The following is a 26,293-nucleotide window of genomic DNA, read 5'->3' on the forward strand; positions in this document are numbered from 1 at the left end:
TTTTAAGTCTCCATAAAATAACAAGTCTTCTGATGTCCCTCGGCAATATCGGCCAGGAAAGCTCCATAGATTTGATGTTCAACCCGATGAAACAGGGCAGCCCACTCAGGCAATGTCTCTGGGCCCCGTAGAATCCTCTGCTGTCGTAAAATCGGCCCGGTGTCCATGCCGTCGTCCACTAAATGCAATGTCACACCACTTTCAGACACCTGATCGGCGTAAGCTCGCGCTATCGAATCCAATCCCGGATAGGCTGGCAGCAGCGAGGGATGAATGTTCACTACTTGTGAAGCCCCCTGATGCCAGGACTGCAGGGTTTTTATAAAATAAGGGCTTAGCAAGCGCATATAACCAGCTAACAAGACCCAGTCTATGCGGTGCTCTCTCAGCAGCATCAGAATGGATTCTTCATGGGTGCGACGATCCGCAAACTTCATTCGCAGAAAGGCCGGAACTCCCAGGTCTCGGGCTTTTTCAAGAACCGGGGCCTCTTCCAGATCAGAAAGAACAAAAATTATCTCTAGTTTGTCAGTTCCTAAATCCTGCGCCTTGCGAATCAGGGCTTGCGCGTTGCTGCCGGTTCCTGAGGCCAGAATGGCAATTCGTGGCGGTCTCATAGTCCGATATCCTGTCGCAGGTACATACCCTCGAAGTTGATCCGTTCCATGTGTTCATAGACCTTGCTTCGCGCTTCACGCTTCGTCTGGGCCAAAGCCGTCACCCCCAGAACACGCCCCCCCACATTGACTAGCTCATTCTGGATGCGGCTGACTCCGGCAAAATACAGATCCACTTTCGGATCATCGACCGCCTGAACTTGAATGGGGCTTCCTAACTTCATCGGGGACGTTGGGTATCCTTCACTGGCCGCCACGACGTGGACCGACACTTCCGGAGAAAGCTCACAATCCTGGTTCTGCAGTTGATGGGTCACCGCTTTAACAATAAGTTCTGTCAGATCCGAGCGCAGTCGGGGCAAAAGAGCCTGCGTTTCCGGATCACCCAAACGCACGTTGTATTCCAGGACATAAAGTCCCTGGGCCGTCTTTATGAGACCCGCAAACAGGAATCCTTGATAGGGCATTTTTTTGCGATTGAGATGGGTCAAAGTTTTGGCAAAAATACCTCGAATCTCCTGATGATCCTGGGAAGTGATGAAGTCACAAGGACTGTACGCCCCCATGCCTCCAGTATTCGCACTAAAAGGATCCGAAGAAATTCTTTTGTAATCACAGGCCGTACCTAAGACAACAAAGTCTTCACCATCACATAAAGCGAAGGCCGACAGTTCAGGCCCCTGCAGACATTCTTCCAGAAGCAGAGGGAAGCCAAAGTGCTCACCCAAAGTTCGGACCGCCTCCCGGGCCTTGTCTTTGCTTTCGCAAACCCAGACACCCTTTCCCTGAGCCAAGCCGTCCGCTTTGATCACCAGAGGACTTGCGAAATCATGCGCCTCCACTGACTTCAAGGCCTCAGGCAAAGAATAACTGACCTGACAGGCCGCGGTCTTTACGCCGGCTTCTTTTAAAACGCCTTTGCAAAAAAGTTTAGAGGCCTCAAGCCTCGCCAACTCTGAAGAGGGAGCAAAACAGGAAATGCCGTGTGCTTCAAGACGGGGTTTAAGATCCGAAAGGATCATGATCTCAGGACCAATCACCACCAGGGATACGCCATGACGGACACAGAAACTTTCGATGTCTTCGGTACTTTCACAGGGTGCACATGAAATCCCCGCCTGTTGCATCCCTGAGTTGCCAGGGCAAACCCACAAATCGGTGATCATGGGGGATTTCAGCAGAGCCCGCGCCAAGGCGTGCTCCCGTCCCCCTTTTCCGACGACAACGACCTTCATGACAATGGCTCCATCTCTTGAACTTTCTTAAACCAGAAGCGCAAATTCACATCGGGCGCAAAGGGCGTCGGCCGTCGCAGAGCCACCGCCACCTCATTGGCCAGGGCTTGATACAGATAAGAGGCGACTTGAATCTGTGCGGCAGTCAGCGGCAGGGGGTGCTGTTTCAGTTCTTCGATGCAGATCTTTTTCCAATCCTGGGTCTTTCTTTCCTGTGCCAGGTCCTTGGCCTTTTTAACCGCCTCACTCCAGGCGGATCCGGCATAGATCTGGCGCAGGAACTCTTTGGAAAGCGGCAGGTTTTCATAGGTCAGGCGTAACTCATCAGGTCCGATGGAATCCACCAGCATCAACTCGCGCTGCCCGTTCACGTCATTCCTGAACGCGTACTCCACTTTGCCATCCCAGAGTTTCACACCGAAAGAGGCAAAGAGATCCTCCATCAGTTGACTTACCTGTTGCGTATGGGCCTTCAGACCGTGCAACTCTTCTTCTGACACCACATGCATGGCTTGGATTTCCGCTCTGGAAAGATAGCGATCTGTGCTTTCCAGCTTGGTGGAGAACTCTATCAAAGCCGGAGCAAAGCTGCTGTCCCCGGTGGGAATATGGGTCAATCCCAGATCCTGAGCATAGGCCGGATTCCTGGCCAGTCGGGCTTGCAGCGAATTCCCCATCCCCAAATGACGACGGAAGATCACCTCCAGAGGAACCAGACACTGCGTCGGACGATGAGCATAAGCACCGTAATCATAGCGGTCTTCTTTCCATACGGGGCGCAGAACATCGACGGCTTGAACCTCAATGGAGTTTCGGTTTTTCTGCCCGAGGTAGTGGGAGGAAATTCCTTTTTCCGAAAGATAGTCAAAGAACATGCCGGCCAGAACCGCCAAGGCCTCCCCTTTCAAAGGGATCTCGTCGGGCATTTCGCCCCAGTCAAAAATGGAATAACGGTTGCTGTACTGAAAAATGATTTTGCCATCACCGCTTTTGTAAAGATCCTTCACTGAGCCTTTATAGATTAGATTCATTTTGCCGCCCCCAACATCATGAGCTTCTTCCACTGCTCTACAAAGTTCGTCACATTGTTGGCTCCAACCCAGAATCCGCCGTGGCGAGCTTTGGCAAAGAAATCCAGCGCCAGATTTGAACTTGCCAGTTGTTCTTTTTCGCACAGGAACAGATTGAGTCCTTGTGTTCTGGGTAACTCCCAGGGGCTGACGATTTCACCAAGACAGTTTTGAGCATTGGCCGCAGTCCATTCCACGGGGAGTTGGGTTTGTGCCTGGATCTCGTCCAAAGCCCTTTGAATGGGCGAATAACTTTCAAGGCTGCGATTCCAGTGCAGGCAAATTCGGTCCCGGGGAACTTGATTCAGGTGTAGCAGATAATCACTTATGGTCCCGGCATTTTCCTCGGTCACAGCCATCACCGGGACTCCGCGCGGCATCTGCACAATAGACAGGAACGAATCCAAACCGGCAAAGGCACCATTCACCGCCACTCCGAAAACAGGCTTCTCCGTCAAGGAAGCCACCACTCCGGGAAGATGGGCCGCAAGACCTGCACCCGCCACAAAAACGTCGGCGTTGCAGGTCGCGACGATCTCGTGGACCTTTTGTGGATCCCGATGGGCAGAAGCCACCTGCATTTTTACTTCACCACATTTTTCCAGAGAGCGGCACAGCGGACCGTACACACGCTCGTCATTTGCACTGCCAAAAAGAACTTGTATCTTCATAGTTCACCACCAAGGTTAAGGTTCCGCGTCCTCAAAAAGTTTTCGCTTGAGACCGGAACAGGATAATCTCCATCAAGGCAGGCACTGCAAAGGCTGCTAAGCCCCAGGCCCTCCTGCAAACGATTCAAAGGAAGAAAGACCAGACCGTCCACTTCCAGAATCCGCGCCACCTCCGCCTCACTGCGTTTGTGCGCCACCAAGGATTCCCCCTCCGGGAAATCAATTCCATAAAAACAAGGATGGCGGATCGGAGGGCATGTGCTGGCCAGATAGACTTTTTCCGCCCCCGCTTCACGCAGCAGACGCACAATACGATTGGACGTCGTGCCCCGCACGATACTGTCGTCCACGAGCAGAATCTTTTTACCTTTGATCTCACTTTGAACGGGCGAGAGTTTCAGATTCACCATCATCTTGCGAACTTCAGGTTCATTGACAATGAAGCTTCTTTGTACGTAGCGGTTTTTAATAAGAACCTCGCGGTAAGGCCTTTCCAGTACCTCCGCCAGACGACAGGCCGCTGCGCGGGATGTATCCGGCACCGGGGCCACCAGGTCCACATCAATCCCTTGCTTTTGACATTCCTGCGCCAGAATTTCACCCAGTTTCAAACGAACTTCATACACCGGACGTCCGTGCCATTCGGTTTCAGAGCCGGCAAAATAGATCCATTCAAACATGCAGGGACGCGGCTTTTTTTCCGTCAAAACTGACGACTGAAAATTCAGATCTTTATCCACCAGCACCAATTCACCGGGGCGCAGATCACGCCAGTACTCAAACCCCAAACCAAAAAACACCTGCTTTTCAGAGGCAAAACAGTAACTGTATTTGTCCCCTTGCCGTTTTCGCCCGATCAGAAGAGGACGAATTCCATTCATATCGCAGAATGCAAAAAGTCCGTGATCTGCCAACATGCCAATGGCACTGTAAGCGCCCTGAACCTGTTGCAAAAGTTCCTTCACTGACGCGGACAAGTTGCCGGCAATGTCGGCAGACTCTTTGCGCGAAGCCAGTCCCACGGCCACCATATGCATAAGAATTTCCAGGTCGTTACGCGAGAATGTGCGACGTAGTTTTCGGTCCCGAAGATAATCCACGATCTCGTCGTAGTTGGTGACATTGCCGTTATGGATCATCCCGATTCCATAAGGGTAGCTGAGGAAGATGGGCTGCAGGTCCTCTTTGTCGACACTGCCGATGGTGGAATAGCGAGTGTGACCCAATGACATGCTGCCTTTCAGGCGCTGACGGCGTTCGCTGGTAAAAACATCTTCCACCAGGCCAAGGCCTTTTTCCAGATGGAACTGGCAGCGTTCAAAGTCGTAACTTAAAATTCCGGCAGCATCCTGGCCGCGATGCTGAAGGGCGAATAACGCCGGATACAGCTTTTCCCCGGCCTGATCTTCTCCGATAAGACCTACGACTCCGCACATGGAAGCACTCCCTGAAAAAACAAAAACGGCGTCACTGGGACGCCGTTTTTATTGATATTAATATTTGATTTTTTTAGCTGACACTTCGGGTTTGCAGACACACAGCGGGTGCCGAATCGGGTTTTCTCTCCCGAGGGTGGGGCTCCCAGTGGCATCGAATGTTTGGTTAACATTTCAGGTGTCATGGCCATCAACGCTAGCGACCACGACAGAGTTCCGTCAAGACCCCTGACAGAATCCTAACAATTCAACACAGCTTGCCACACTACTTACAAGCCTGCCCGTGATTGCCACCCTTACATCCCAGGGCCTCACGCAATTCGGGCTTTGCATAATAGATGCGGTCAACACGCTGGCCCGTTGCTGGGTGTGAGTCGACATGATAAGGATCGTTATGTCGGCCCCCCGAAGCCTGATGTTTCATAAATTCCTGAAGTTCCGGACACGCCCCCTGAGTGGCGCTGTTAATCTTGTTTAAACTGGATTCCAGAATATTCGAACAGCCGGTGCCATAAAAATGCGCCTGCGAAGCAAAGGCAAACTCTTGTCTTTTGCCCGCTTCAGGAATCTCCTTGATTTTGGAGGCAAGCGCCTCTGCCGCAATCCAGTCGGAAAACGCCTCTCCGATATGGCCGGAGTTGGTCAGCATCGAGCAGTATTTGAACTTGTCATAATTGTCTCGGATTCTTTGTCGCTCATCCTCAAACCGAGCCATGGTGGCATCGCGAGCAGGAGCCTCCTCGCCTTCACCCTGCAGGTCCTCCATTTCAGACATCTCATTTTTCAAATCCTGTTCAAACTTGTCGACGTTTGAGAGCAAATTCTTCATCGAAGGAATTTTAACATTCAAAGAGCTTGGCGACTGCAGACAGGCCACGACGGATTTAAAGGGGTTCTTCTCCATAAACACGGGGGCAAAGACCTCTTTTCCTGCCGCACGCCGACCTTCTATCCAGTCGGGTTCTATCAATCCTTCCTGACTGCGTCCCATCGTCATTGTGCAGGGATCAAAGGCATGGCCGATTTCGTGGGCCATCAAGGAAAACAGAGAAGCCTCCGGCATATTCATGGACTGTGGACACACGGTGATGGCATGTTCATCCGGACTGTAATAGCCGTTAGGACCAACACATCCCTGCATGGCCAGATCACCATAGTTGCCGTTGGTGTTGGCGGGCTTGTATTTCACCGTGCGAATGCGCCCGATCATATTATCAATGGCCGCCGAGTTTTCTGCCGTGCGCTTGGATTCCAACATGCGGATCACCCGTGTTTTCATGTCGGTGAAGACTTTTTCCACACGCTGTTCGGCGGCTTTCAATGCGGCCCGGTTTTTTTGGAACTGTTCTTTTCCTCCGGCCTTTTCTTCAGACAGAAATTGATCCACGAACACAAAGGGATCCTGAACCACAGACTGTGGGAACGGATTCTTGGCGCAGAACTCGGCAATGCTTAAGGCCCCGATCAGTTGCGTATTGGGAATCGTGCGACCCTCTTTATCCCGATACAGATAAAAATCACCGGCCTTTTCCGCCAATTTACCGCAATAACCTGCAAAGTCACAGCTTGCAGACTGAGGTGTTTCACAAGCCACCGATGCCCCCGCAGACGCTTTCAAGGCCGTACGCACCTGGGACAGCCGTTGCAAAAGGGCCTCTCCTGAGACATTTTGGGCCTGAGCCGCACAAACAGACAACGACATTGCCGCCAAGGTCAAAAATTTTATCATAGTTTATAAACTCCGCGCATAGCTACGCAGATCCTCAAGGTTCTGCATCAAACGACCAAATTCAGGGCCGAAAGTACAACCTTTCCGAACGATCTTTTTCTTGGAACCGGAAATGGATTTGGAATAGACATAATTGCCAGCAAAGCAAGAGGCCGGTTGACGCTCGGTCGGGCCTGTTTCAATCTCTTTCCAGGCTCCTTGAACCATGGGCGGAAGTTTTCTTCCCAGATCCTTACCGTCAAAATAGTAATGACCCTTTTCGAAACGCAAGACATCACGCTGCCGCACCCCCACGTTGGTGGTTCGATCAAAGACGATTTCATCCGCCATAGATATAGATGCGAAGAACAGGACTGAGACAACTACGAGATACTTCATATTTTCATTTTAAATAAGAACAGGAGCAATTGCTGCACAGAAAAGCAGGCCTGGACTTTGATCGTAGCTTTGCATTCTTCGACCATGGTCCAGCTAACTCTGACCTGGAAACAGCCGATACGAAAAGGCCATGTCGATCAAGATTAAGTTCTTAGTTATTACATCTTTGCTTCTGCTGCTGTCCTCTGCCACGATCTTCTGGATCAATCGATCCTCTTTCCTGGATGACAAGCGCTCCTATTTATATTCTTCGGCAATGGAAAGAATCCAGAATGCCACTGATGAAATCACCAAAGGTTCTGACAAGGTGATGGAGCGGGTGCAAACCGCCCTGCTCTTTTTTGATGGCGCCGTTTTCTCCAATCAGATCAAGACGGTCGCCACGCAACAAAAATGGGGAAATATCCAGGTCTATCGCCAGGTGGAAGGTACCACCCAATTTATGGATTCCCTGGCCGAAACAGCGACCAGCCTTCCTCCGGCGCAATTGCGCTACCTGCAAGCCTTGCCTGAAGGGAAACTGCAAACTGACCTGAATCTGGATCGTCCGGACTCATTGATTGTTTATTTCCGCAAAGGGGAGTTGCTCATTTACGGCGACCTCAAGTTCGAGGGGTTGAAACTTGCCAGCCAAAAAGGAGCCCTGGGGCTTTGGAGTCCGGGCCGATCGCAATGGAAATCACCTGCAGGTCTGCAAAATCCGGAAATGGCAAAGCAGGCCTTTATGGCCTTCTTAAAGGATCAAAGCAGTGGTGTGCGTGAAGTGGAACTGGGCCATCGTGAATACCTGGTTTCTTATTCTTATCTGCCCCAGATTCAAACCTACATGTTTCAGGCCTTCGACAAAGCCCAGATCTATTCTGTTCTGAAGCAGACCATGAATAAGACATTGATGGCCTCGGCCCTCATCATTGCTCTGGGTTTGATCGCCACCTTTGTCAGCGTTGATTCTCTGACTCAAAGTATCTCTGTTCTGGCGGGGGGAATGTCCCTGTTTGCCTCTACAGGGCAGTCCAAGCCGATTCATTTGAAGTCCTCCGACGAAGTGGGACGCATGGCCAAGGTCTTTAACTCCATGCTGGAAAAGATCCAGGGCTTGCTCCGTCAAACCGAGGAAAAGGCGCGCATGGAAGCCGAGCTGGAAACCGCCAAAGAGGTTCAAACAACTCTGCTTCCGAAGAGCAAAGCTGATACAGATCGGTACACACTCAAAGGCTTCTATCAACCTGCCACCGAATGCGGTGGAGATCTGTGGTTTCACTTTAACGATGGTGAAAAACTCTTTGTCTTTATCGGCGACGCCACCGGGCACGGTGTTCCGGCGGCTTTAATCACCTCTGCCGCCCGTTCTGTCCTGTCTTTGTCGATGGCTGAAAACATCTGGGATCCGGCAAAAGTTCTTAGCATGATGAATCAGGTTCTGTGCGATCTGGCCAAAGGTGAAAAAATGATGACGGCTTTCGCTGCGCTGTATGATCAGACCAACCACACCCTGACCTATTCCAATGCCAGCCATGATTTCCCTTTGATCTGCCCCTTGCCTGCGGAAGGTAAAAAGCTGAAGAAAAATGACCTGGTCTTCCTGACGGATGCGAATTCAAAACGCCTGGGTGAAACCAAGGAATCCGTCTTTTCGACAGTCACAGTTCCCCTGCAACCAGGAAGTGCATTCTTTGCTTATACAGATGGCCTGATTGATGCGGTCAACAAGGAAGGAACGGCTTACGGTGAACGAGCCGTGATCAAAACTGCTGTGGACAGCACCAATCGTGGAGCCGCCCGAAGTCTTCATGATATTATGCAAAAACAGATTGTGGAGCACATTGAGGCTCAGGAACAGCCCGACGACATAACGTTCATCGGGCTCTACGTTAAACCGACTTAACAACGCGAACGTTGCCGTTGACCAGATCCCCGATACGCAGGGATCTGCTGTACATCACCTTTTCCACCTGCAGACAGATGTCTCGACGGATTTCCGCTGTTTTCTTTCGGGACGGGATCTGAACCATGTCACCCAGATCTCTTTCAACGATCATGGCTTTACGCTCAGGGATCGTGGAAAGAATTCTGTTATAGAAAGCGGAGTGTGTTTTGAACAGCGCTGCATACAACGCATCCACTTCGTAGGCCCCCAGGACTTCTGAAAGAATATCCGATGGCACCAACTTCAGATCGTCAAAGGTCAGAATCACCTGGCGAAGACGTTCCAGCTCTTCAGGGTTGTCATTAGCAAAAAGTGCCAGCAAATCCATCTCCTCTTCGGCGGACATGCCACGGATCACTTTCGCCAGGACAGTCGCCCCTTCCACTTTTGGTTCAGGGCGCATTCTAAGTTCCGTCAGTCTTTGATTGAAGGAACCCACCACGGATTGCACGACATTGTGTGGAAGCTTTTCAACACGAGAAATCTCTGCAAGAACACGTACACGTTTTTCCGCATCCAATGTCCCCACAATACCCGCCGTCACTTCCGGAGGGGAATGCAAGCACAGAACCGCGATGTTGGAAGGGGTCTCCTTGTCCAGAATTTGCTGACGCTCTTCCTCACGCATTTTTAAAACGAACGAGAACGGGTTGCTTTCATCCGTGGACATTTCGTGCTCAACATAAGCAGCCAAAATTGCCTTATAGACATCGCGAATCGCCTGTTCTGTCTGAGCTTTAGTTGGCGGATTGGCGCGCTCTTTCACTGCTTTACCCAAACGAGCCCAGGCCATCGCCGGGACCTCTGTAAAGACACGCTTGGAAACATCCCAGCCCAGGAATTCCATCAAAACGGAAGCGTTGTCGGCAGAATCGTTCAAGGTGTATTCCGTCACGGCCCGAGAAGTCATCTGAGGATATTGGGCCGCAATCGCCAGCACATGCTGCTTTACTGCATCCATATTGAATTCAGGTTCTGCAGCGACCTCAGGCACCGGTGCCGGGGTCGGAGCGGCTTGAGCAGCAACTTCCGGCTCTTTTTCCTGATCTTTCTCTGTGTGCTTATAATCGTGATTTTCTTTAAGTTCTTTGCGCGGTTCCTGCGCACGGCCGCGTCTCCACGCCCAGAACATCAAACCGGACAGTGCCAACAAAGACAGAATAACAATCAAAGCCCACATTTTCCAGGTCAGCTCAGGCAACGTATCGGGCTTGGGCTCCCCTTTTGGTGGGTCCGCAGGCAGTTCAATGCGTTTGACAGTCACACTGTCCCCCGCCGTCGCATCCAGATGAAGCTTGGAAGTCAGAAGGTCCTTGATGACCTTTTCCGTTTCCGGGGTCACATTACGAGACAACACCACCGAAATATCTGTCTTGGACTTCATTTCATGAAGTTTGTTTGTGGCTTTACCCAACGTCGGCACATCACCCATCAACGGCATGCCCGGAAGGTACTGCACATCCATTTCGTCGTGGAACTCTTTCAGTTTCTTTTCATCATGATCCAGCTCAATGGCGACAACAAGAGTGTAATCTGTCGGGCGCAAAATAGTATTCAGAACTGAACGAGCCCGCGCCTCATACACATTCTCCAAAGAGCCCATTTCTTCAATATACTGGGCCCAGGACGCCTGAGAAAACATCAACAATGCGAAAAGTACCGACCAACGCTTCATCATTTTATCCCTTTATCTTTCGCGAGAATCGCCCCGGCCAACATCTGCAAATGCGGATGTTGTGACTGACTTTGAATTCTTCGAATATCCTCTTTAAACTCACTTACACAGTCCAGCTCCTGAACTGCCACAAGGAACGTGTCTTCCCACTTTTCATCCTTGCTTTGAGCCGCTGCCGCCAGGTGTTTCTTCAGGTCTCCCTGAATCAAACCGTGATTCAAAGCCAACTGCTTGTACACAAACGGTTTCACCTCTGCAGGATAACTTGCGTAGTTTTTATAAACCCTATTAAACAATTCTTTGCGTGCCTCACCATCACGCACCCGCGCCAGTAAGAACATGCCTTGAGTCACCTCTGACTTGGACAGTAATTGTTTGCTTAGAAGAGCCTTGCCTTCGCTGCTTAAAGGTTCAGTCTGAATCAACACATCCGCTATGATTTCCTTGCGGGCATCTTTGGTTTTCTTATAGAAGCTTTCCAGTTGCTTCAAATCAGCTGCCGAGGGCGTGCCCAGCTTCACGAGAGTCTTCGCTGCATAGCTGTGTGTTTGCGCCGCATCCCCAACAACTTGCGCATCCTGGGTCAGGAACTTCACAATCTGACTTTGTAACTTTTCAACATCCTGCTTTTCTTCAAGTTTAAATGCCGGAGGAGCCACATCCAAGACAAAGATGCTTGCCTGGAAAAACTCCTTGTTTTCTTTTGCTGTCTTGGATTCTCCAAAACCCGCCAGCAGGTCAGCAAAGTTGTGATTCTTCCACGCCTGTCCTGTCTTGGAGGACAAGTGCGTGTTCACAGCCAAAGCCTGGGCTCGTTTTAGCTCTTGAAAGTTGGACTGATTGGAGCGCTGCTTGGAGAGCACGGATCCACCGGTGCCTTTAAAGACGGTGTAAAATCCAAAGATGGCACCCGCGCCAACGACAAGAGACGCTGCCCCGATAAGTATTTTTTTATTGGTGTTGGTTTTTGCCATTAGTCAAACCCCACAAAGCGGAGGCCCGCATATAAAGTCATAAAGTTATATTTGATATCTTCGTCTTCGGCGGAGGGAGCCGTCAGACTCATGCCCATTGCAACCTGCCCGATCAAAAGCAGATCGGACATCACCGGGATTTCCACCCCACCCCGCAAGCTCAGATCAATCAATGAAGCATTCAAGTTGTCCACAGACAGATTGCTCAACCCCAGATTCGCCGCAATAAACGGCGTGGGCCGCCAGACTTTGGCTTCAGAGGAGCTGTCCACGATCATGCGCATTCCATTCACACCAAACATATAATAGCGGCCGCCAATTGCCATGCGCGTGAACGGCAGCTGCTTTCCACCCCCACCCGCCATTTCCATAAAGGATAAGGTCATGGCCGTGTTCAGAGACGGGTTATTGATGGAGTAATTTACTTCCAGGGTCGTGGAAGACTCAACGGTCTCGTCAATCTCTCGACTTGGCATCTGATACTTCAGGGAACTTGCCCCCAAACTGACGTCCCAATCAGACGACAGATAGGCCTGTGCAGGCAAAGCAAGCATTAAAGAAAGAACGACACCCAGAATCTTCATCAGCGAACCCTGCTATTATTTCTTTTCTCAATTTCGATATTAGATGCCGGATATCTCATCTCGGCTCCTGTCTTAGGCAGTGGCGCCATACCCAAGCGCTGATAGACATCAGACAGATACTGATAAGCCACTTTGTTGTAAGGATCGATCTTCAAACATCTTTCCCAGGCGATCTTCGCACCTTCAAAGTCTTTTTGCAGATACTTGACGGACCCTTTCAACAACCATGCGTTATTTGAATATTCATCCAGCTGCAAAGCTTTGTCGATTTCCGCCAAAGCCTTTTCGTACTGTCCTTTTACGATCAACTGTTGACCTTGGAACACATGGCCGACCACACGATCCGTGCGGTCACGCTCCGTGGAGGGCATCCCACCAGAAAGGCGTGGCGAGAACAAAGCATCTTTATAGAAGGAGGATGTGTTTTCCAGCAATGCCACACGAAGCTTAAGCTCCTGCATTTCCGCCAGCAGCTCTTCCATTTTTTTGTCTTCCGGCTTTTTATCCTTGTCTTCTGGCTTTGGTTTTTGCTGATCATTCTTTTTCTGATCATCATTCTGCGCCAGTTCTTCGGCTTTCTTTTCCTCGTCAGACAATGGATCCAGTCGAGTGGCCACCGACAAACTTTCCCCTTCGTTGACCTTTACCATCACCTCTTTGGTGCGGTAATTTTGCTTCTCGAAAATCAGGAAGAAAACGTCACCGAGCTTGGATTCCTCTTTGACCTGCAATGGAGCAATCCCCAGAAGCTTCTTCTCCTGGCTTTGCACGTCCTTGATATAGACTTTTGCTCCATTGGGATAGGATTTGATTGAGTACTTACCAGCACATGAAGACAGCAATACTGGTGTTACAGATAAAGACAACAGCACAAGTTGCCTTGTTTTCAAGATTTTCATTACCACCATCCATCCTAGATTCGGGGTCAGTTGACTTCCTACATTTTCTCGGCAAAGCTCGTAATTAACAACACTATGAAATACTTCATAACCTTAGTCCTATTTCTAACTGTTCCTCACGTTGCAAGTGCGGAATTCCAAGCGCCGGTAATTCGGACGAAGCTCTCCATGTTCAGTACGACAGCTTCGGCCGGTGAACAGGTTAAAGATGAGGCTTTGGGCTCAATGCTGACTCTGCAACCGATGGTTCTGTGGAACTTCCCTTCCATCAACTCTCGTATGGGAATCCATTATATTCTTGATTTCGCCAGCAACTACGGATTTACACCGATTTCAGGAATCGGTGTCACAGGTTATTACTATCTGAAGGGTCTTCCGGCATCGTATGAAAACACACCGGACGAGACCTTGATCCAGAAGTCCAAACCGGGCTTCTTCACGTTTGCCAGCTTTACTCCAGTGAACTTCAACCTGAATAAGAAAGAATCCACCCCCAATGCAGGAGATGGATTCTCGTTTAGTGCTTTATTGTATGAAATGAGTCTTGGTGTGGGTTACGAATACCCTATTCGCCCTAACGCTCTTATTGCCGTAGAGCTGGGCACCCGCGATGCCAGCTCCAGCAGTGGTGAAGAGAAGTTGAGCTATTCCGGATTCGGAATCGGAATCTCCTTCACCACTTCCTATTACTAGTTACTGCGCAGGAGGTGTGAGTTCTGACTCATACTTCTGAGCCTTGTTCTCAAGATCCTCGATTTTACGCTGCAACTTTTCTAACTGTTGTTCCTTACGACGCTGCTCCATCTGCTCTTTGTGGCGCTTCTGAGCTTCCTCGAACCGAACCTGGGCCAGCTTCATTTTCGCCTGCAGATCAGCTTCTTTCTTCTGGTGTTCGATTTCCTCTTTGGTCAGCTGTTTGGAGAACTGCTTTTGCTGCAGCTTGTACGCCGCTTCCGCATCATCCAACGTCACGGCCACCACCACACGGCGGTTCAGAGCTTTATTCGCCGGAAGAACCAGCCCCGCCTTGTCCTTTTCAGGCGCCAGCGGTTTGGAGGAACCATAACCGACCGCGGATAAAAGATCAGAATCCACACCACTTTCTTCAAAGTAACGAACCACGGAACCCGCCCGCAAAGACGACAGCTCCCAGTTGGACTTCACCAGTCCCGCGCTGCTCATGGAATCACCATCTGTATGACCTTCCACGGCAATCTTATTGATCCCTTCGATAGAGCGCAGAGCGCTGACCACTTTACGCAGATTAGGCTTGGCCGCCTCTTTCACTTCCACGGCACCAGAGTCAAAGAGCACTTCGCCGTCGAACTTCAAAAGCAAGGTGTTATCTCCATCGCGGATGATTTCGACACCGTTCATTTCGCCGGAGCCTTTAAGGATATTGACAATTTTTTGCTCGGCCATCAGAACGGCACTGACTTCCTTGATGTTACCACCAAAGTACTTTGCCACTTCCTTACGAACCAGATCAAACTTGGTATTGTCAAAACGGGTCATTGAATACATCAGAACGAAGAAACCAAACAACAGAGTCATCATGTCAGCATAACTGACAAGCCAGTTGGATTCGTCATGAGCCATTTCATGCTCATGCTCCTCCAGATGCACTCGGCTGCGCTGTTTGCGTTCACCCATATTAAGCCGCCTTCTTCACAGTACCCGCAGATCCCGCCGCATCATCGCTTCTTTGCGCTGGAGACAGGAAGGACTTCAAATATTCCTTGATGAACAATGGATGCTTCTTTTCGTGAACCAAAAGAATGCCCTCTTTAATGATTTCACGCAAAGTCACGTCCGCCTTGGAAACCGTCTGCAATTTTTCAGAAATCGGAATCAAAACCAGATTGGCCACAACCAGACCGTAGAAAGTCGCCACCAGGGCCGTTGCCATCGCAGGACCGATGCGATCCTGAGCTCCAGGCTCACCCAATGTTTGCAACAAAGAGATCATCCCCAGCGTCGCACCCAAAAGACCGAAGGCTGGTGGGAAGCGGGAGATCGTGTGCCATACTTTGATTTCCTCTTCATCGCGTTTTTTCTTACCACGTAAAGAGTTTGTCAGGACATCAGCCAATTCGTCATAGCTAAAACCATATTCCACCAGCAACTGCACACCGTCCTTAATGAATGGATGCGTGTCCGGCTTGATCATGGCCTGAACCGATTTTGGATCACGGCGGTAGGCTTCAGAGATATCGACAATGGTCGCAATCGTTCCCAGGTAGTCAACCCTTTCACGGCCCAACATTTTACGAGTGACGATTTTTAGCGCCGTCCACAAGCTTTTAAAGTTAAAGCTCATCAGCGCAACAGTCAGAGTTCCGCCAATGACTAGGACAATTCCGTGCACGTCTGCAAACACTTTCGGGTTCTTTGCCGCATCCAAGATGGAGAACGCTGCAATTCCCACTGCAGCCAAAATACCTAAAAGCCCCGCTAAGTTCATAGTTCCTCCGAAAAAAGGTAAATCCTTACCTTGCACCTTTCGGCGTATATTTCAGCCCCCCTAACTGTACCAAGGCTTAGATTTTGGCGTGTTCCGCAGTTAAGCCTAAATTACTTGTTCCGCAATTCTATATAATGAAATGGAACAGGGAGTGAAAATGACAAACCTTCTTATTGGGGTCTGCCTACTTATCTTTGCAGTCGAAGGAATTTTGATAGGGCTTGAATATTTTAAGATGCAAAAAAATACCAAGCTGCAATCTGCACTGGATAAGGCCAATCAAGAAAAGAATCTTCTGGGCGAACGTCTGGTTGCCACCCAAAAAGAACTGGCTGATGCCCGTAATGAGGTTCAGGGCATCTATGTCCTTTGGAACCGCGCCCTGGAATCAGAAAAGAACATTCGTCACGAACTGCATGTGGCAAAAACACAGCTGACTTACCTGGCCCAAAAAGTGGTGCGCGGAGAAAGCACCCCCGCCGCGAAAAAAGAAACTCCAAGCCAGCCCGCTTACTGGGAAGTGCCTGCCGCGCGCGAACCTGCCAGCCAATACGTTGAACGTCAAAGCTATCAGACCAACGTGGATTTCCTTTAGTTACAGAGGGCACTGAACGACAGAATAGTCGACAGTGTCTTTCTTATTCTGGATAAACAAGTGACGCCCCCCAGGAAGAACCGTCCACAATCCCCGATCCGTCACTGCACTGATTGCCGTTTCATCCTTCAGGACATACTTTTTGGCTTCTCCGGCCGGTGCTGCCACGGTCAACCCATATTCTTTCAACAGATTATAAGGGCGACGGCGTTCGGCGAACCATACTGCCTGCGGTTCTGATTCCCCAATCACACGATACTCTTCACGCGTTTCCAGAGGCTCACCGACAGAAACTGGTGTGGCCGCAGCCCCCTGCAAATAGCGAAGCGGATAGAAATCCCATTTTTCATCGCGCTCTAACCAAGAACTGGTTTTAAAACCTATCTGATCATAGGGAGCCAGCACAAAATCCGCAAAAGGATTGGTGGCGACACTCAAAGACATACGCTGAGATTCCAGGCTGAGTTTTTCAGAGGCCACCTTATAGACAGCAAAGTCATTGGTTTCTCCAGAGGAAAACGCCAGCATCCCCGGTATAATTCGCACACGCGCTTTGCTGTTGGAATAAGCCTGACCGCAAGCCAGAACACTGAGTGTATTTCCCGCCTCAACCCCCATCAACGTGTCTGGTGAGCGCGGGGCTTCACGAGGAATCACGTTCTGCCAGCTGCGGCTGTCGTAAAAACCCAATCGACCGGAAGGTTCCAAAGAAACAAAGGTCCGTTGGTTCAGACGAAGAAAGTGCACCTCTGCCGACCACTGATTGCCGCAGATACCCAGTTGATTCAACATCTCGACCCTTTCACTGTCAAAGCGAATGGGCAAGGTTCTTCCCGTCGAGGACCTAAGAAAAGCCATGTCCCCCGAGGAATTCACGATTTGATATTTTACTTCCTCAAACGCATACATCGCGTTGGCCGTGGTGGATTGTGGCTCTAAATGTGGTGCGAAATCCGACTTAAAAGTCAGCTTATTCAGAACCCAGGAGTCCCCTTTCGGGTTCAAGCTGACAGCGCGGTATTCTCCATCCGAAAATCTATCCAGCCCGACAACCATGGCTGTGTTTGCAAACTTCCCGGATTGGGTCGTCGTGCACAGCGGAAGATCCCCTCGGGATTTATGTTCCTCTAAAAAGATCACGGCAAGCAGTCCCACAGAAATCACAGCCGCCAGAATCAGAGGCACTTTGACGAAAAAGGGAATCGACCTGTTGCTTTTGCTATTCATTCTTTTTCACCTTGCTGCAATCCAGCTTCACCAGGCCGGAGTTCGAACCCATGATCACATCCTTAAAGACGCATTTCTCATCGACTCTGATTTCGTAAACACCCTTACCCAAGACAAATGGAACATTGGTCAGGTGATTTCCCAGCAGGGCAAAACGTCCATCATAGACATATATTCCACGCACTTTGGGATCTTCCACCACGACAGCCCCCGCCTCTTGAATATCATAGGTGTACTCGCCGTTGGGCACAATCAGGTAATTTTCAATGGTCTTTTCGAAGAACGGATCACGATACAGTCGCAAGGCCCACTTTCCGGTAGGTAGTGGCGTGCGGACATCGCTGGTGAATCTTTTAACCACCTTGCGGTTGATATCCAAAAGTTCAATCTTCATCAGCTTTTCAATAAAGTTTGCCTGAAAGAAGCCGCTGCCTTGGACTTTCAAAGTCACTTTCTTATCCGGTGGAATCACGAATTCGGCAAACTTATACTTGGGTTTGATATTTACAATGGCCAGATACTTCCCCGGAGGAACCTGAATTCCTGTTGAGGCGTGAAACTTTCTATAGATCTCGCCAGGTGAATCTGCACGGAACAAAAAGACAGTCGCATTGGGTTGTGGACTGCTGACGAAAAGATTTTTCCCTGGATTGAGCTTCTTATCCAGATCCTGCAAAAGATCCTCGAGCTTTTCTTCGTCATCGGCCTGACTCATCTCTCCGATGCAGGCCAACTTGTCCAAAACATCCGGCTGATTCTGCAACCCGAAAGCCACCACAAAGAACTTCAAATCCACATCTTTACCGGCAAGCTCTGCCGCAATCTTACAAGGATCCTGACCACAGGTTTCCTCTCCGTCGGTGAAAAGCACCACCCGTTTAGGTCCTTTATAGCCTTCCAGATCCTTGTAAGCGTCCTTCAAGGCCGCCCCAATCGGTGTCATGCCCACCGGCTCGAAACTTTTAACAATCCCCTCGATCGCACCCAGTTTCGACTGTCCCGGCTGGATAGCAATATAGTTATCTTTGCAGTCCTTTTTACGACGGGAACCGATCACGCGAAGCCCACTGTTGGTCTTTTCAGTCCACTGGGACATCAGATAGCGAGAAAGAAGCTTTTTTAGAACATAGATCTTGGTTTTCTTGGGACCCATCAACTGCCCCATGGAGCCGGAACTGTCGATGATGTATTCCACCAAAGGAATAGCTTCCACCGGAAGATTTTCTGCCGTCGCAATCCCCTCGGGACTGACCGGAACCTTCGCAGGGTCAAAGTCCATATTATCCAGAAGATCCGTCGCCTGCAGTTGGGTCATTCCCAACGGCACCGAAGGACTATCTTCAGCAGTCTGTGCAACGCCAAGGCCGGCCCAAAGAAGCAGGCCTGTGAATAAAATCTTTTTCATCGCGGTTTCAACATCTTTCCAACGAAATCTTCCATACGAAGGCCAATCATGATTTTAACGAAGTTCTGCGTTTCTTTGTAAGTGCCACCTTCGGGTATGGAATAGAATCCATCCGGGGAGTTCGTCGGTGCCCCCGAGAAGGCAACCTGGCTTTCGCTCATCCCCATACTGATATCGATCGAAAATCTTTTAAAGAAAGGCACAAACCCCAAATGCACCAACGTTGTTGCCCCCACCGCCAGCTCCATCGCTGAGCCCGTAGAACTTTCCCCGCGTGTCACACCCTCGTCTTTGGCCGAATACATAGGAAAATAAGTTAGGTCGAAATAAAGTCTGTTGAAGCTCCAGTCAAATGTACGATTCGACTTAAATCTATTGTCCCCGAACAAATAGTGCAGGTTTACCCCCAGGCCGGTCCCTGTCGCTGTGCTGCTCAGAACATATTCATCATCATTTTCAGTGGTAAATTTAGTCGATCGACTGACCAGCTTGAAGGTCGGACGCAACTCTTTCCAAATCGGCAGAAGACGGTAATGAATGGCCAGTGTGGTTTCCTGATACTTTGTGGGCTTTTCTTCACGATTGTAAGATCGCAAAGGCACCGAGCCACCCGAAGTTTGATATTCGATCCCAATTCGCCAGAGAAAATCGAAGTACCACATCAGATGGGTGTTCATGAAATCAAACTCAAAGATCTTGTACTGATTGGCCTGATTCGGAGAACCACTTTCAAACTTTCCTTTGTAAGGGCCAAAATCAAGCTGGGCATAACCGGGTTCATAGGAATCGGGTTCATCCGGAATCAGATCTCCCGGAGGTGGCACGGGAGGCTCTTCATATTTTTTTTCCTGCAAGCGAGCCAGACTGACCACCCTGTCACGGGCCTTGGGAAACTTCGTGATTGTTTTTGAATCTAAAAGAATCAGCAGCAAGCCGTTTTGAACATTTTCAACCGATCCGCGTGCGATGACCTCGATGTCATCCTGAACAATACGCGCGATCACCACCAGATCCCCCACGCGAATCAAAGGTGATTGTTTGACCATGACAACATCGTCGTTGACGCTGACAACAGGAACAGAGTTTCGACGGATGATATCCGTATTGATGATGCTGGCATAAGCCGCATTCAGGAATAAGAAAATACTCAGAAAAAAGAAGAAAGGCCTCACCCTTAAAGTCTATGAGGCCTGTCTGAAAGTTACAATTCCAAAGCTATCGAGCGCGGTAAATCCGGCCCTTGCTTCGACTGATCAGCAGGATCTGACCAGAGTCGAAACTGCCGATGCTGTCGATCGGATCCTGCACTGAATTCGTATAAACATGATAGCTATCCAGATCAATCGTGAAGACCTGATTGGCGTCTTTCATCGTACCAATGACCATTCGGTCCTCTGGACGAATCACCAGACGCTTCCCCTGCCCCGGAACATCAAATGGGGAACTGCTGATTTCATTGACTCCCACAAACTGAACGTCCGAAATTGTCGGCGTCTTCGCCGGGCCATCGGTCAGGACGGCCACTCCGCCTGTACCGGATAGCAACGCAATGACGCGATGATTGACGGTGTCGATAACCAGATCCGAAGGCTTACAGTCTTCATGTCCCACGACTCCATCCCACAAAGTAATCTGCGCGACAAGGGTTGCGGCCCCTCCCGAACGGATCGGAGCAACATTGAAGACCCAAAGTTTGTGTGAAACAGACGGACTGGTCTGCTGGGTTGTGACGTAAATTCGATTCAGGTTCTTGTTCAATGCCATTCCTGAAATCTTTGCTGAACCGAAATTATAGATCTGGATCGGCGACGCCGGACCCAAATAGTCGTACATCAGCTTGTCCTTGTTGTCAGAGGAATAGAAGACATAAGTCGAATCCATTGACTCCGTAAAACGAGCATCCGAATACATTGAGGTCAAGAACAGATCTTGGGGACAGTCACCGATACACTTGTTCCCCGAGCCCAAGGAAAGCCCCGTTAAATCACCTGCCGGGATACGCAGGGCTTCAGTGGTCAAACCGAAGGGACCCGCACGCCCTGACTGCGAAGTCAGGACAATATCAAAGCTGCCATTAGTTCTGACCAGCCCCAAACGTTTGGATTCTGTTCCGGACAACCAAGGAAGATCCTCATAGAAATTCCAAGGAGGATTAATCAATGTTCCATTGGGCTTCGTCACCACACCGTTGACCAAGCTAAAGTCCCACAAGAAATGCTTTTTAAACACCCCCATCATGTAGGTCCCTGCGAAGATCACATGGTCCACCATGGTTGCACCCAAGCTGACGGAAATATAACTTTCAAGATTCCAGTTCAGACTTAATGGCATCTGAGATGGCAGACTTTCTGGACGAGCCTTGGTCAGGTCAAACAATGACTCTCCAAGCAGATAGTTGTTACGAATCTTAACTTTCCATTCTTTGGCAGCAATGTAGTTACCGTCAGTCACTTCGGCCCTGACAACAAACTCCCCGGCCTTCAACGGGCCAGAACCATCCGGATCCAGAGATCCATCAGTGTCTTTGGGTTTAAAGGAAAAACTGGCCCCCTCATCGCTAATCAACTCATCATTCACATACCAACGATAGAAAAGTGTGTCATTGGTGTTCGGATCCGAGGCCGTCACCGAGAAGGCCACCGGATTTTTCTCAGAGGCCAGAACATCAGTCCCTGCCGGCATAAAGCTGTCCAGGGTTGGAGAGACCTCAAACGGCGCCAGTGGATTTTGCACCTTCAGATAGAAGCCCACCACATCGGTTTCCTGTGTTTTTAAATCTTTGACCTTCACTCGCACCAGGTGCCCTGCCGCCCCTTCCGCAGTCACATCCCCCGGATAAGCAGGATTCCAGGAGATGATCCCTGTGGCAGCGTCAATACACATCCCGTTGGCTTCAGAGCAGGCTCTTGGCGATGTCACCAAAGAATACTCCAAGGGATTTCCTTGAGAATTGTTAACTATAACAGGGTACTTAAATGGCGCAGACGGCATACTTGCACTGGTGTGAGGCATGAAGTGAATAGGATCCCCTGCAAGATTCTGCCTTGGACTGACGAAGAATGCAGGCGCCACCACTTTAATTCTTAGCGGTGTCGCGCTCACGGTCCTGCCAGACATTGTGCCATCTCGATCCTGGTCCCCGTTATCGTTCACAAATAGCTCTGAAGAATAAACTCCAATGTGCGAACGCTGTGGACACCATTCCATTTTATAGCGCTGGCGATGAACTCCGTTAATAACCTCTGGAGAGCCAACCGGAGTCAGCTTCGGCACGGCCAAATCTGCATTCAAATTGGTGCCATCACCACAGTTCGTAACACTGACATTACGTTTGTAGGCCGCATCGTAAGTGGTCAGTTCTGTCGCCCATGTGGCCACCGTAGCATGACAAATAAATGGGTTTGCGGCGCCTGGATCCAGAGTGGGATGTTGCAATGCCACCCCATTCGAGTCACGACACAAGGTCAGCTGTGTCGTGAAGCTGCCGCCTTCCGGAGTGTAAGCATCCTTGTCATACAGATAGATATCTTTATAGAAATACGTGTCTGCAAAAATGGTAAACTCATTGCCCGCAGAAATTTCCGCGATGGATGGAATCTGGTTCTTGTTAATCAGACGCACTTTAAAGTATGCATCGATGGACTCGCGCACATCTGGCATCGTTTTGGCGTCATAAATCTTAACTTTGACGATCAATCCGTCTGTACCGCCAAATTTCTTTGCCTCTTCGTCGGTTGGATTCCACAACAATTTTGCTGTGGTCTTCGTACCTGGCCCCGGCGTCAAGGCCTCTCGCTTATCAACCTGCACAACCAGACCGCTCGGTGCTGGTCGCCAAACGCTGTTTTTAAGATCATAAACTTGAGTGTCCAGCTCAAAGTTCACTGTCTGCAGCTCAGCCCCTTTATTTCTATCTATCGCATAGATGTTATAGAAAGACTCTGTTCCCTCTGTATAGTCACCCAACACCTGAGGGTTCCCCAAGGCCGAACCCACTCCCCCTGCCAGAGGAGCGAAGTTGCTGTCGGTGAGAACCGGTTTTTTGTTAATCTCTTTTACATTCAAAGTAATCGTCTGAATGTTGCCAGTATTACCCCACGGAGCTCTTTCTGTAATCGTCACCTTGAAGTTGAACGTACCGGATAGATCATTGGCGTGAGGAACATAGCGCAAATAACATCTGTTAGATCTGAAGAAAGCCCGGTCCGCCACGACAGGGTCGACATCACAACGGCTGGCCGCACAACTTACTCCATTTGCGGTGGGATTGCCCGGCACCCGACAATAGTCCCACTGCCCCACAGGACCTGTGCCGATCTTCTCAACTTTAAAGTTGAAGAAATCAGGGGCATCCAACGGGTACCAGTACTCGTGATTTTTATAATAGGGAACAGGCAATTCCTGGGTGCTGTCAGCCATCTGGATCAGGCCGTCCTGCAAGGTCACGCCCTCATAGGCTGTAATTACGGATGGTCCTACCATGACTGACGGTATGTTCACATCACGGAACTGAATCGTGGCAAATCGATTGTTAACCCCGGCCGTCGTCGTCATCCCAATATTATTGATACGACGAACCCATGCTGAAACAGCAGTCACATTCACACCCATGGATACTGGGTCGATCAGCTCGTAGAGAGTTCTATTGGCTGTCTTTAAACGAGTCCCGGCCGGCAAAGTAATTGCCGCAGCAGCCCCCGCACCGGAAGGACGCGTGAAGTTCACTTTTCCTTCATGTTGAAAGATTGTCGCCGTATTCTTCACGGTGACGTTACTAGCCCCGGCGGGTGGAGCATCCAGGAACGTCAGAACCGCATTGCCTGGAAGACGATAGCCATCTATCACCCGCACACGGAAACGTCTTTGCAGCAAGACGTTGTTGGAAGTTCCCTGATGCACCAGATTTTCGTTCCAATCATACAGACCCGGTGGATTCGGCAGACTGCCCGCCGTCACAACACCCGAAACTGCGTGGATTTTAAAGGCTGGCGAACCCGGCAATGTGTTGGAAGGTGTCAGCTCGGTATTGTTCGCTATCATTTGGGGTACACGCCAAATCGGGACCTCCACGGTAGCGACCCCAACAGCCATTACAATATCATCCGCCGTTCGGGCCTGAATCAAGCGGCCTGAAGCCGTTTTGACAATCGTAAACTTGGGAATCGTAAGGGGCGTCGCAGTTGTCGCTCTGGTAAAACGAATCACCCCACGGTCGTAAAACGCAGAAGGATTTGTCGCCGTCACTCCGGCCACCGCAGGTGACATCACAGTCAGAGTATTGGCGGCGGCGGTCGCCGCTGTGACTTCGGTAAAGACCGGGAACCAGACTTCGAGGTCTCCCGGATTAATGGTAACAGTCACACGCGGTTTGAACACGATATTTGTCGCAGGATCGGTGAACGTATTTGCCGTCGAGAAAGTCCGAACTGCCGTATCGTCCGCTGCACGCACAAAACGCACATATCCCGCCACACCACCATTGACGTTTTCAGAAGTATGGTGAGCTCTTATACAGAAGCTGGAAGCATTCCGACGATAAGTCGGCTCCGTCATTCCAACTGAACGCCGCAAGATAAGAGGCTGATTAGTTCCACAATCCTGCAGATTACTTAAGGCATCCGCAGCCCCCTTCAAAAGAGGAGTTCCCGCCATAGAGAAATCGTAAGCCTCCAGCCACAGGGGATCGTTGTCTCGGTCACTCACAGAGAAGGTAGATTGATGCTGCAGCTTATTGGACTGTACCTGCAATGTCATATCCCCACCGCCCATACAAGGCTTGGTGTTTCGATCTGCCGCAGTCAGATTCAAAGTGATGGGCGGAGTAGTTCCATTGTGATTGTCCTTCAAAGTCACAATGAACGTTCCTTTTAACAATGAATGCAAAGGCTTCCATACAAAGGTGTATCGCACACGATCGGCCAGAACCTGAGCGCTGCCCAGCTGAGTGATATAGCTTTTTAAAGTCCCGGCCGTCGTCAATGTGATTTCGTCCAGAGGATTTGCCGGGATGGCCGCCACATTGTCAGGATCCTGGAAATCCAGATAGAATTGATAAGGCTCCACGCCGTCGGGATTTTCCGAGGCACAGTAGTCCCACTCAATGGGGTTGTCATAAACCGGATTCACCCCGCCCAGCATCACAGGGGCCGAGTTGGTATCGATCACCTTGACCTGCAAATTTGCCAAAGTCAGGCCGCCCAAAGAGTCTACAAGTTGCAGAGCAATCGTATTAACACCCTTGCGTGCATCTTCGTTATTAGGCGTCCAACGCACTTCAACTTCGTTTGCATTTGCAACTTCGGTCGGCGTAGCCTGTCCGTTTAAATAGACCGCTGTCGAGCCCTCAATTCCGTCACTGCTCACCTTGACGGGGTCACCGTCTTCGTCCTGAAAGCGAACCCGACACGTCCACTGCTGATTTTCATTCACCTGCATGGTACAGCTGTGACTAAAGGTCGGACGTCGATTGACGTTTTCAACCTGCACCGGCCAATCCACCCTGGCAATTTTGCCCCCGTCAGAAAGCAGCACACTCATGGTGTAGGGATCCGGACGTCCTTTATCATAATCAGGTTCATAGCGGACGACACCGTCTTCAGCAGTGACCAAAGAGCCTTCAAACATCCATGCGAAGAACACCTGATCACCATCAGGATCCACCGCCACAGCGCGAATTTCCAGCTTTTTGCCTTCCTCCACACGCTGTGTACTGACCTTGGTGGTGGCTTTTAAGTCAAGAACAGGTGCCCGATTTAAAATGCCAAATGGATAGGGTTCCTGAGTGACATCGCCGTCAGAGTTGAAGACAAATTCAACTCCGTAACCTTTTAGTAAAGATAAAAAGTCATAGCTGTTTGAAAGACCGTTCCGAAGGAAACGGTACAGATGATCCGGATTGAAGTTCGGTGCGATACCAAACATCGCCAGTCTGTCCTCTTTAAAACGAATCACAGCATCGGTGATAGCTTTGATTTCTTGGGGAGTGTAGGTACTCAGGGCTCGTCCCGGATAGTTGGACAAAAGATTATACACCAACGTGGTTTCAAGACTTGGAGAAATGGTTTCTCCGGGATACACGAGCGCGAACCAAGGTGTGGTCCGATACTCCATGACAATCTTAAGAACCAAAGCCCCCGTGGGCGTCAACCCCTTAGGCATGATCGAACGGAGATAATCCGGCTTTGCTTCTGTCGTCATATCAAGAAGATTTTTGGTCTTTTTACTTTCCTGATCGAACTCCGTCAAATACATGGAGTACTTCTTGGTACTAACCACGTTGGCCTGAGCCAAGTCAAATTGCAATAGGCTGCCGGGAGGAATTACGATTTCACTCGAACTCCCCTGCTCCTCAAGACAGCCCGTCAACCAGACCGTCGCCAGAATTAGCACCAAAGCTTTCAGCATCCC

20 protein-coding genes are annotated in these 26,293 nt (G+C 50.0%); 3 read left to right on the forward strand and 17 right to left on the reverse strand.

Annotation, left to right across the window (positions count from 1 at the left end; all coding sequences use genetic code 11):
• Positions 1-2: 2 nt before the first annotated feature.
• The 7 genes from purN to ACZ50P_RS13455 form a co-directional block, all read right to left on the reverse strand.
• Complete coding sequence (gene purN / locus ACZ50P_RS13425; RefSeq protein ID WP_464131714.1) at positions 3-617, reverse strand: phosphoribosylglycinamide formyltransferase; 615 nt, start codon at positions 615-617, stop codon at positions 3-5.
• Complete coding sequence (gene purD / locus ACZ50P_RS13430; RefSeq protein WP_464131716.1) at positions 614-1,852, reverse strand: phosphoribosylamine--glycine ligase; 1,239 nt, start codon at positions 1,850-1,852, stop codon at positions 614-616. Before purD ends, purN begins: the two co-directional genes overlap by 4 nt.
• Entirely contained in the window at positions 1,849-2,883 is a 1,035-nt protein-coding gene (locus tag ACZ50P_RS13435) for a phosphoribosylaminoimidazolesuccinocarboxamide synthase (protein WP_464131717.1), read from the reverse strand. The genes purD and ACZ50P_RS13435 overlap by 4 nt, the downstream gene beginning before the upstream one ends.
• Entirely contained in the window at positions 2,880-3,593 is a 714-nt protein-coding gene (locus tag ACZ50P_RS13440) for an AIR carboxylase family protein (protein ID WP_464131718.1), read from the reverse strand. Before ACZ50P_RS13440 ends, ACZ50P_RS13435 begins: the two co-directional genes overlap by 4 nt.
• On the reverse strand, positions 3,590-5,029 hold the full coding sequence (gene purF / locus ACZ50P_RS13445) for an amidophosphoribosyltransferase (RefSeq protein ID WP_464131720.1): 1,440 nt from the start codon (positions 5,027-5,029) through the stop codon (positions 3,590-3,592). Before purF ends, ACZ50P_RS13440 begins: the two co-directional genes overlap by 4 nt.
• A 265-nt stretch (positions 5,030-5,294) precedes the next feature.
• On the reverse strand, positions 5,295-6,758 hold the full coding sequence (locus tag ACZ50P_RS13450) for a hypothetical protein (RefSeq protein WP_464131721.1): 1,464 nt from the start codon (positions 6,756-6,758) through the stop codon (positions 5,295-5,297).
• Positions 6,759-6,761: 3 nt separating this feature from the next.
• On the reverse strand, positions 6,762-7,136 hold the full coding sequence (locus ACZ50P_RS13455) for a hypothetical protein (RefSeq protein WP_464131722.1): 375 nt from the start codon (positions 7,134-7,136) through the stop codon (positions 6,762-6,764).
• 130 nt (positions 7,137-7,266) lie between these two features.
• Between ACZ50P_RS13455 and ACZ50P_RS13460 the strand changes: the two genes are divergently transcribed.
• Complete coding sequence (locus ACZ50P_RS13460; protein ID WP_464131724.1) at positions 7,267-9,021, forward strand: SpoIIE family protein phosphatase; 1,755 nt, start codon at positions 7,267-7,269, stop codon at positions 9,019-9,021.
• Here ACZ50P_RS13460 and ACZ50P_RS13465 read toward each other — a convergent pair.
• From ACZ50P_RS13465 to ACZ50P_RS13480, 4 genes are read right to left on the reverse strand one after another with little or no spacing between them, the layout of a single operon-like run.
• On the reverse strand, positions 9,008-10,741 hold the full coding sequence (locus ACZ50P_RS13465) for a FliG C-terminal domain-containing protein (protein ID WP_464118197.1): 1,734 nt from the start codon (positions 10,739-10,741) through the stop codon (positions 9,008-9,010). The genes ACZ50P_RS13460 and ACZ50P_RS13465 overlap by 14 nt on opposite strands.
• On the reverse strand, positions 10,738-11,712 hold the full coding sequence (locus ACZ50P_RS13470; RefSeq protein WP_464131726.1) for a hypothetical protein: 975 nt from the start codon (positions 11,710-11,712) through the stop codon (positions 10,738-10,740). The genes ACZ50P_RS13465 and ACZ50P_RS13470 overlap by 4 nt, the downstream gene beginning before the upstream one ends.
• A complete protein-coding gene (locus ACZ50P_RS13475) occupies positions 11,712-12,296 on the reverse strand; it encodes a hypothetical protein (protein ID WP_464118199.1) in 585 nt (194 codons plus the stop codon). Before ACZ50P_RS13475 ends, ACZ50P_RS13470 begins: the two co-directional genes overlap by 1 nt.
• Positions 12,296-13,195: a tetratricopeptide repeat protein gene (locus ACZ50P_RS13480; protein WP_464118200.1), complete on the reverse strand. Its 900-nt coding sequence runs from the start codon at positions 13,193-13,195 to the stop codon at positions 12,296-12,298. The genes ACZ50P_RS13475 and ACZ50P_RS13480 overlap by 1 nt, the downstream gene beginning before the upstream one ends.
• A 168-nt stretch (positions 13,196-13,363) precedes the next feature.
• On the opposite strand from ACZ50P_RS13480, the gene ACZ50P_RS13485 reads away from it, so the two are divergent.
• Positions 13,364-13,888, forward strand: a complete 525-nt coding sequence (locus ACZ50P_RS13485) for a hypothetical protein (protein ID WP_464118201.1) — start codon at positions 13,364-13,366, stop codon at positions 13,886-13,888.
• Here ACZ50P_RS13485 and ACZ50P_RS13490 read toward each other — a convergent pair whose 3' ends face one another.
• Both ACZ50P_RS13490 and ACZ50P_RS13495 read right to left on the reverse strand, forming a co-directional pair.
• The gene (locus ACZ50P_RS13490) at positions 13,889-14,848 is read right to left on the reverse strand and encodes an OmpA/MotB family protein (protein WP_464118202.1); all 960 of its coding nucleotides are present in this window, start codon (positions 14,846-14,848) and stop codon (positions 13,889-13,891) included.
• 1 nt (position 14,849) lies between these two features.
• A complete protein-coding gene (locus ACZ50P_RS13495) occupies positions 14,850-15,659 on the reverse strand; it encodes a motility protein A (protein ID WP_464118203.1) in 810 nt (269 codons plus the stop codon).
• A gap of 157 nt (positions 15,660-15,816) precedes the next feature.
• On the opposite strand from ACZ50P_RS13495, the gene ACZ50P_RS13500 reads away from it, so the two are divergent.
• Positions 15,817-16,254: a hypothetical protein gene (locus ACZ50P_RS13500; RefSeq protein WP_464131728.1), complete on the forward strand. Its 438-nt coding sequence runs from the start codon at positions 15,817-15,819 to the stop codon at positions 16,252-16,254.
• Here ACZ50P_RS13500 and ACZ50P_RS13505 read toward each other — a convergent pair whose 3' ends face one another.
• The 4 genes from ACZ50P_RS13505 to ACZ50P_RS13520 are packed head-to-tail and all read right to left on the reverse strand — an operon-like array spanning position 16,255 to position 26,290.
• Positions 16,255-17,481, reverse strand: a complete 1,227-nt coding sequence (locus ACZ50P_RS13505) for a hypothetical protein (RefSeq protein WP_464131730.1) — start codon at positions 17,479-17,481, stop codon at positions 16,255-16,257.
• Positions 17,474-18,886 (reverse strand): vWA domain-containing protein, encoded by a 1,413-nt coding sequence (locus tag ACZ50P_RS13510; protein ID WP_464131732.1) that lies wholly within the window; start codon positions 18,884-18,886, stop codon positions 17,474-17,476. The genes ACZ50P_RS13505 and ACZ50P_RS13510 overlap by 8 nt, the downstream gene beginning before the upstream one ends.
• Positions 18,883-20,058 (reverse strand): hypothetical protein, encoded by a 1,176-nt coding sequence (locus tag ACZ50P_RS13515; protein ID WP_374000549.1) that lies wholly within the window; start codon positions 20,056-20,058, stop codon positions 18,883-18,885. The genes ACZ50P_RS13510 and ACZ50P_RS13515 overlap by 4 nt, the downstream gene beginning before the upstream one ends.
• A 43-nt stretch (positions 20,059-20,101) precedes the next feature.
• The gene (locus ACZ50P_RS13520) at positions 20,102-26,290 is read right to left on the reverse strand and encodes a hypothetical protein (protein ID WP_464131734.1); all 6,189 of its coding nucleotides are present in this window, start codon (positions 26,288-26,290) and stop codon (positions 20,102-20,104) included.
• Positions 26,291-26,293: the final 3 nt, after the last annotated feature.

It is taken from the genome of Bdellovibrio sp. CKG001, assembly GCF_055397465.1.

Bases quoted from the DNA above. Each gene is read 5' to 3' on its own strand.
- ACZ50P_RS13450 (WP_464131721.1), bottom strand. From the start codon at position 6,758: ATGATAAAATTTTTGACCTTGGCGGCAATGTCGTTGTCTGTTTGTGCG.
- ACZ50P_RS13495 (WP_464118203.1), bottom strand. From the start codon at position 15,659: ATGAACTTAGCGGGGCTTTTAGGTATTTTGGCTGCAGTGGGAATTGCA.
- ACZ50P_RS13505 (WP_464131730.1), bottom strand. From the start codon at position 17,481: ATGAATAGCAAAAGCAACAGGTCGATTCCCTTTTTCGTCAAAGTGCCT.
- ACZ50P_RS13490 (WP_464118202.1), bottom strand. From the start codon at position 14,848: ATGGGTGAACGCAAACAGCGCAGCCGAGTGCATCTGGAGGAGCATGAG.
- ACZ50P_RS13500 (WP_464131728.1), top strand. From the start codon at position 15,817: ATGACAAACCTTCTTATTGGGGTCTGCCTACTTATCTTTGCAGTCGAA.
- ACZ50P_RS13440 (WP_464131718.1), bottom strand. From the start codon at position 3,593: ATGAAGATACAAGTTCTTTTTGGCAGTGCAAATGACGAGCGTGTGTAC.
- ACZ50P_RS13455 (WP_464131722.1), bottom strand. From the start codon at position 7,136: ATGAAGTATCTCGTAGTTGTCTCAGTCCTGTTCTTCGCATCTATATCT.
- ACZ50P_RS13475 (WP_464118199.1), bottom strand. From the start codon at position 12,296: ATGAAGATTCTGGGTGTCGTTCTTTCTTTAATGCTTGCTTTGCCTGCA.
- purN (WP_464131714.1), bottom strand. From the start codon at position 617: ATGAGACCGCCACGAATTGCCATTCTGGCCTCAGGAACCGGCAGCAAC.
- purF (WP_464131720.1), bottom strand. From the start codon at position 5,029: ATGTGCGGAGTCGTAGGTCTTATCGGAGAAGATCAGGCCGGGGAAAAG.
- ACZ50P_RS13510 (WP_464131732.1), bottom strand. From the start codon at position 18,886: ATGAAAAAGATTTTATTCACAGGCCTGCTTCTTTGGGCCGGCCTTGGC.
- ACZ50P_RS13520 (WP_464131734.1), bottom strand. From the start codon at position 26,290: ATGCTGAAAGCTTTGGTGCTAATTCTGGCGACGGTCTGGTTGACGGGC.
- ACZ50P_RS13465 (WP_464118197.1), bottom strand. From the start codon at position 10,741: ATGATGAAGCGTTGGTCGGTACTTTTCGCATTGTTGATGTTTTCTCAG.
- ACZ50P_RS13435 (WP_464131717.1), bottom strand. From the start codon at position 2,883: ATGAATCTAATCTATAAAGGCTCAGTGAAGGATCTTTACAAAAGCGGT.
- ACZ50P_RS13470 (WP_464131726.1), bottom strand. From the start codon at position 11,712: ATGGCAAAAACCAACACCAATAAAAAAATACTTATCGGGGCAGCGTCT.
- ACZ50P_RS13480 (WP_464118200.1), bottom strand. From the start codon at position 13,195: ATGAAAATCTTGAAAACAAGGCAACTTGTGCTGTTGTCTTTATCTGTA.
- purD (WP_464131716.1), bottom strand. From the start codon at position 1,852: ATGAAGGTCGTTGTCGTCGGAAAAGGGGGACGGGAGCACGCCTTGGCG.
- ACZ50P_RS13460 (WP_464131724.1), top strand. From the start codon at position 7,267: ATGTCGATCAAGATTAAGTTCTTAGTTATTACATCTTTGCTTCTGCTG.
- ACZ50P_RS13485 (WP_464118201.1), top strand. From the start codon at position 13,364: ATGTTCAGTACGACAGCTTCGGCCGGTGAACAGGTTAAAGATGAGGCT.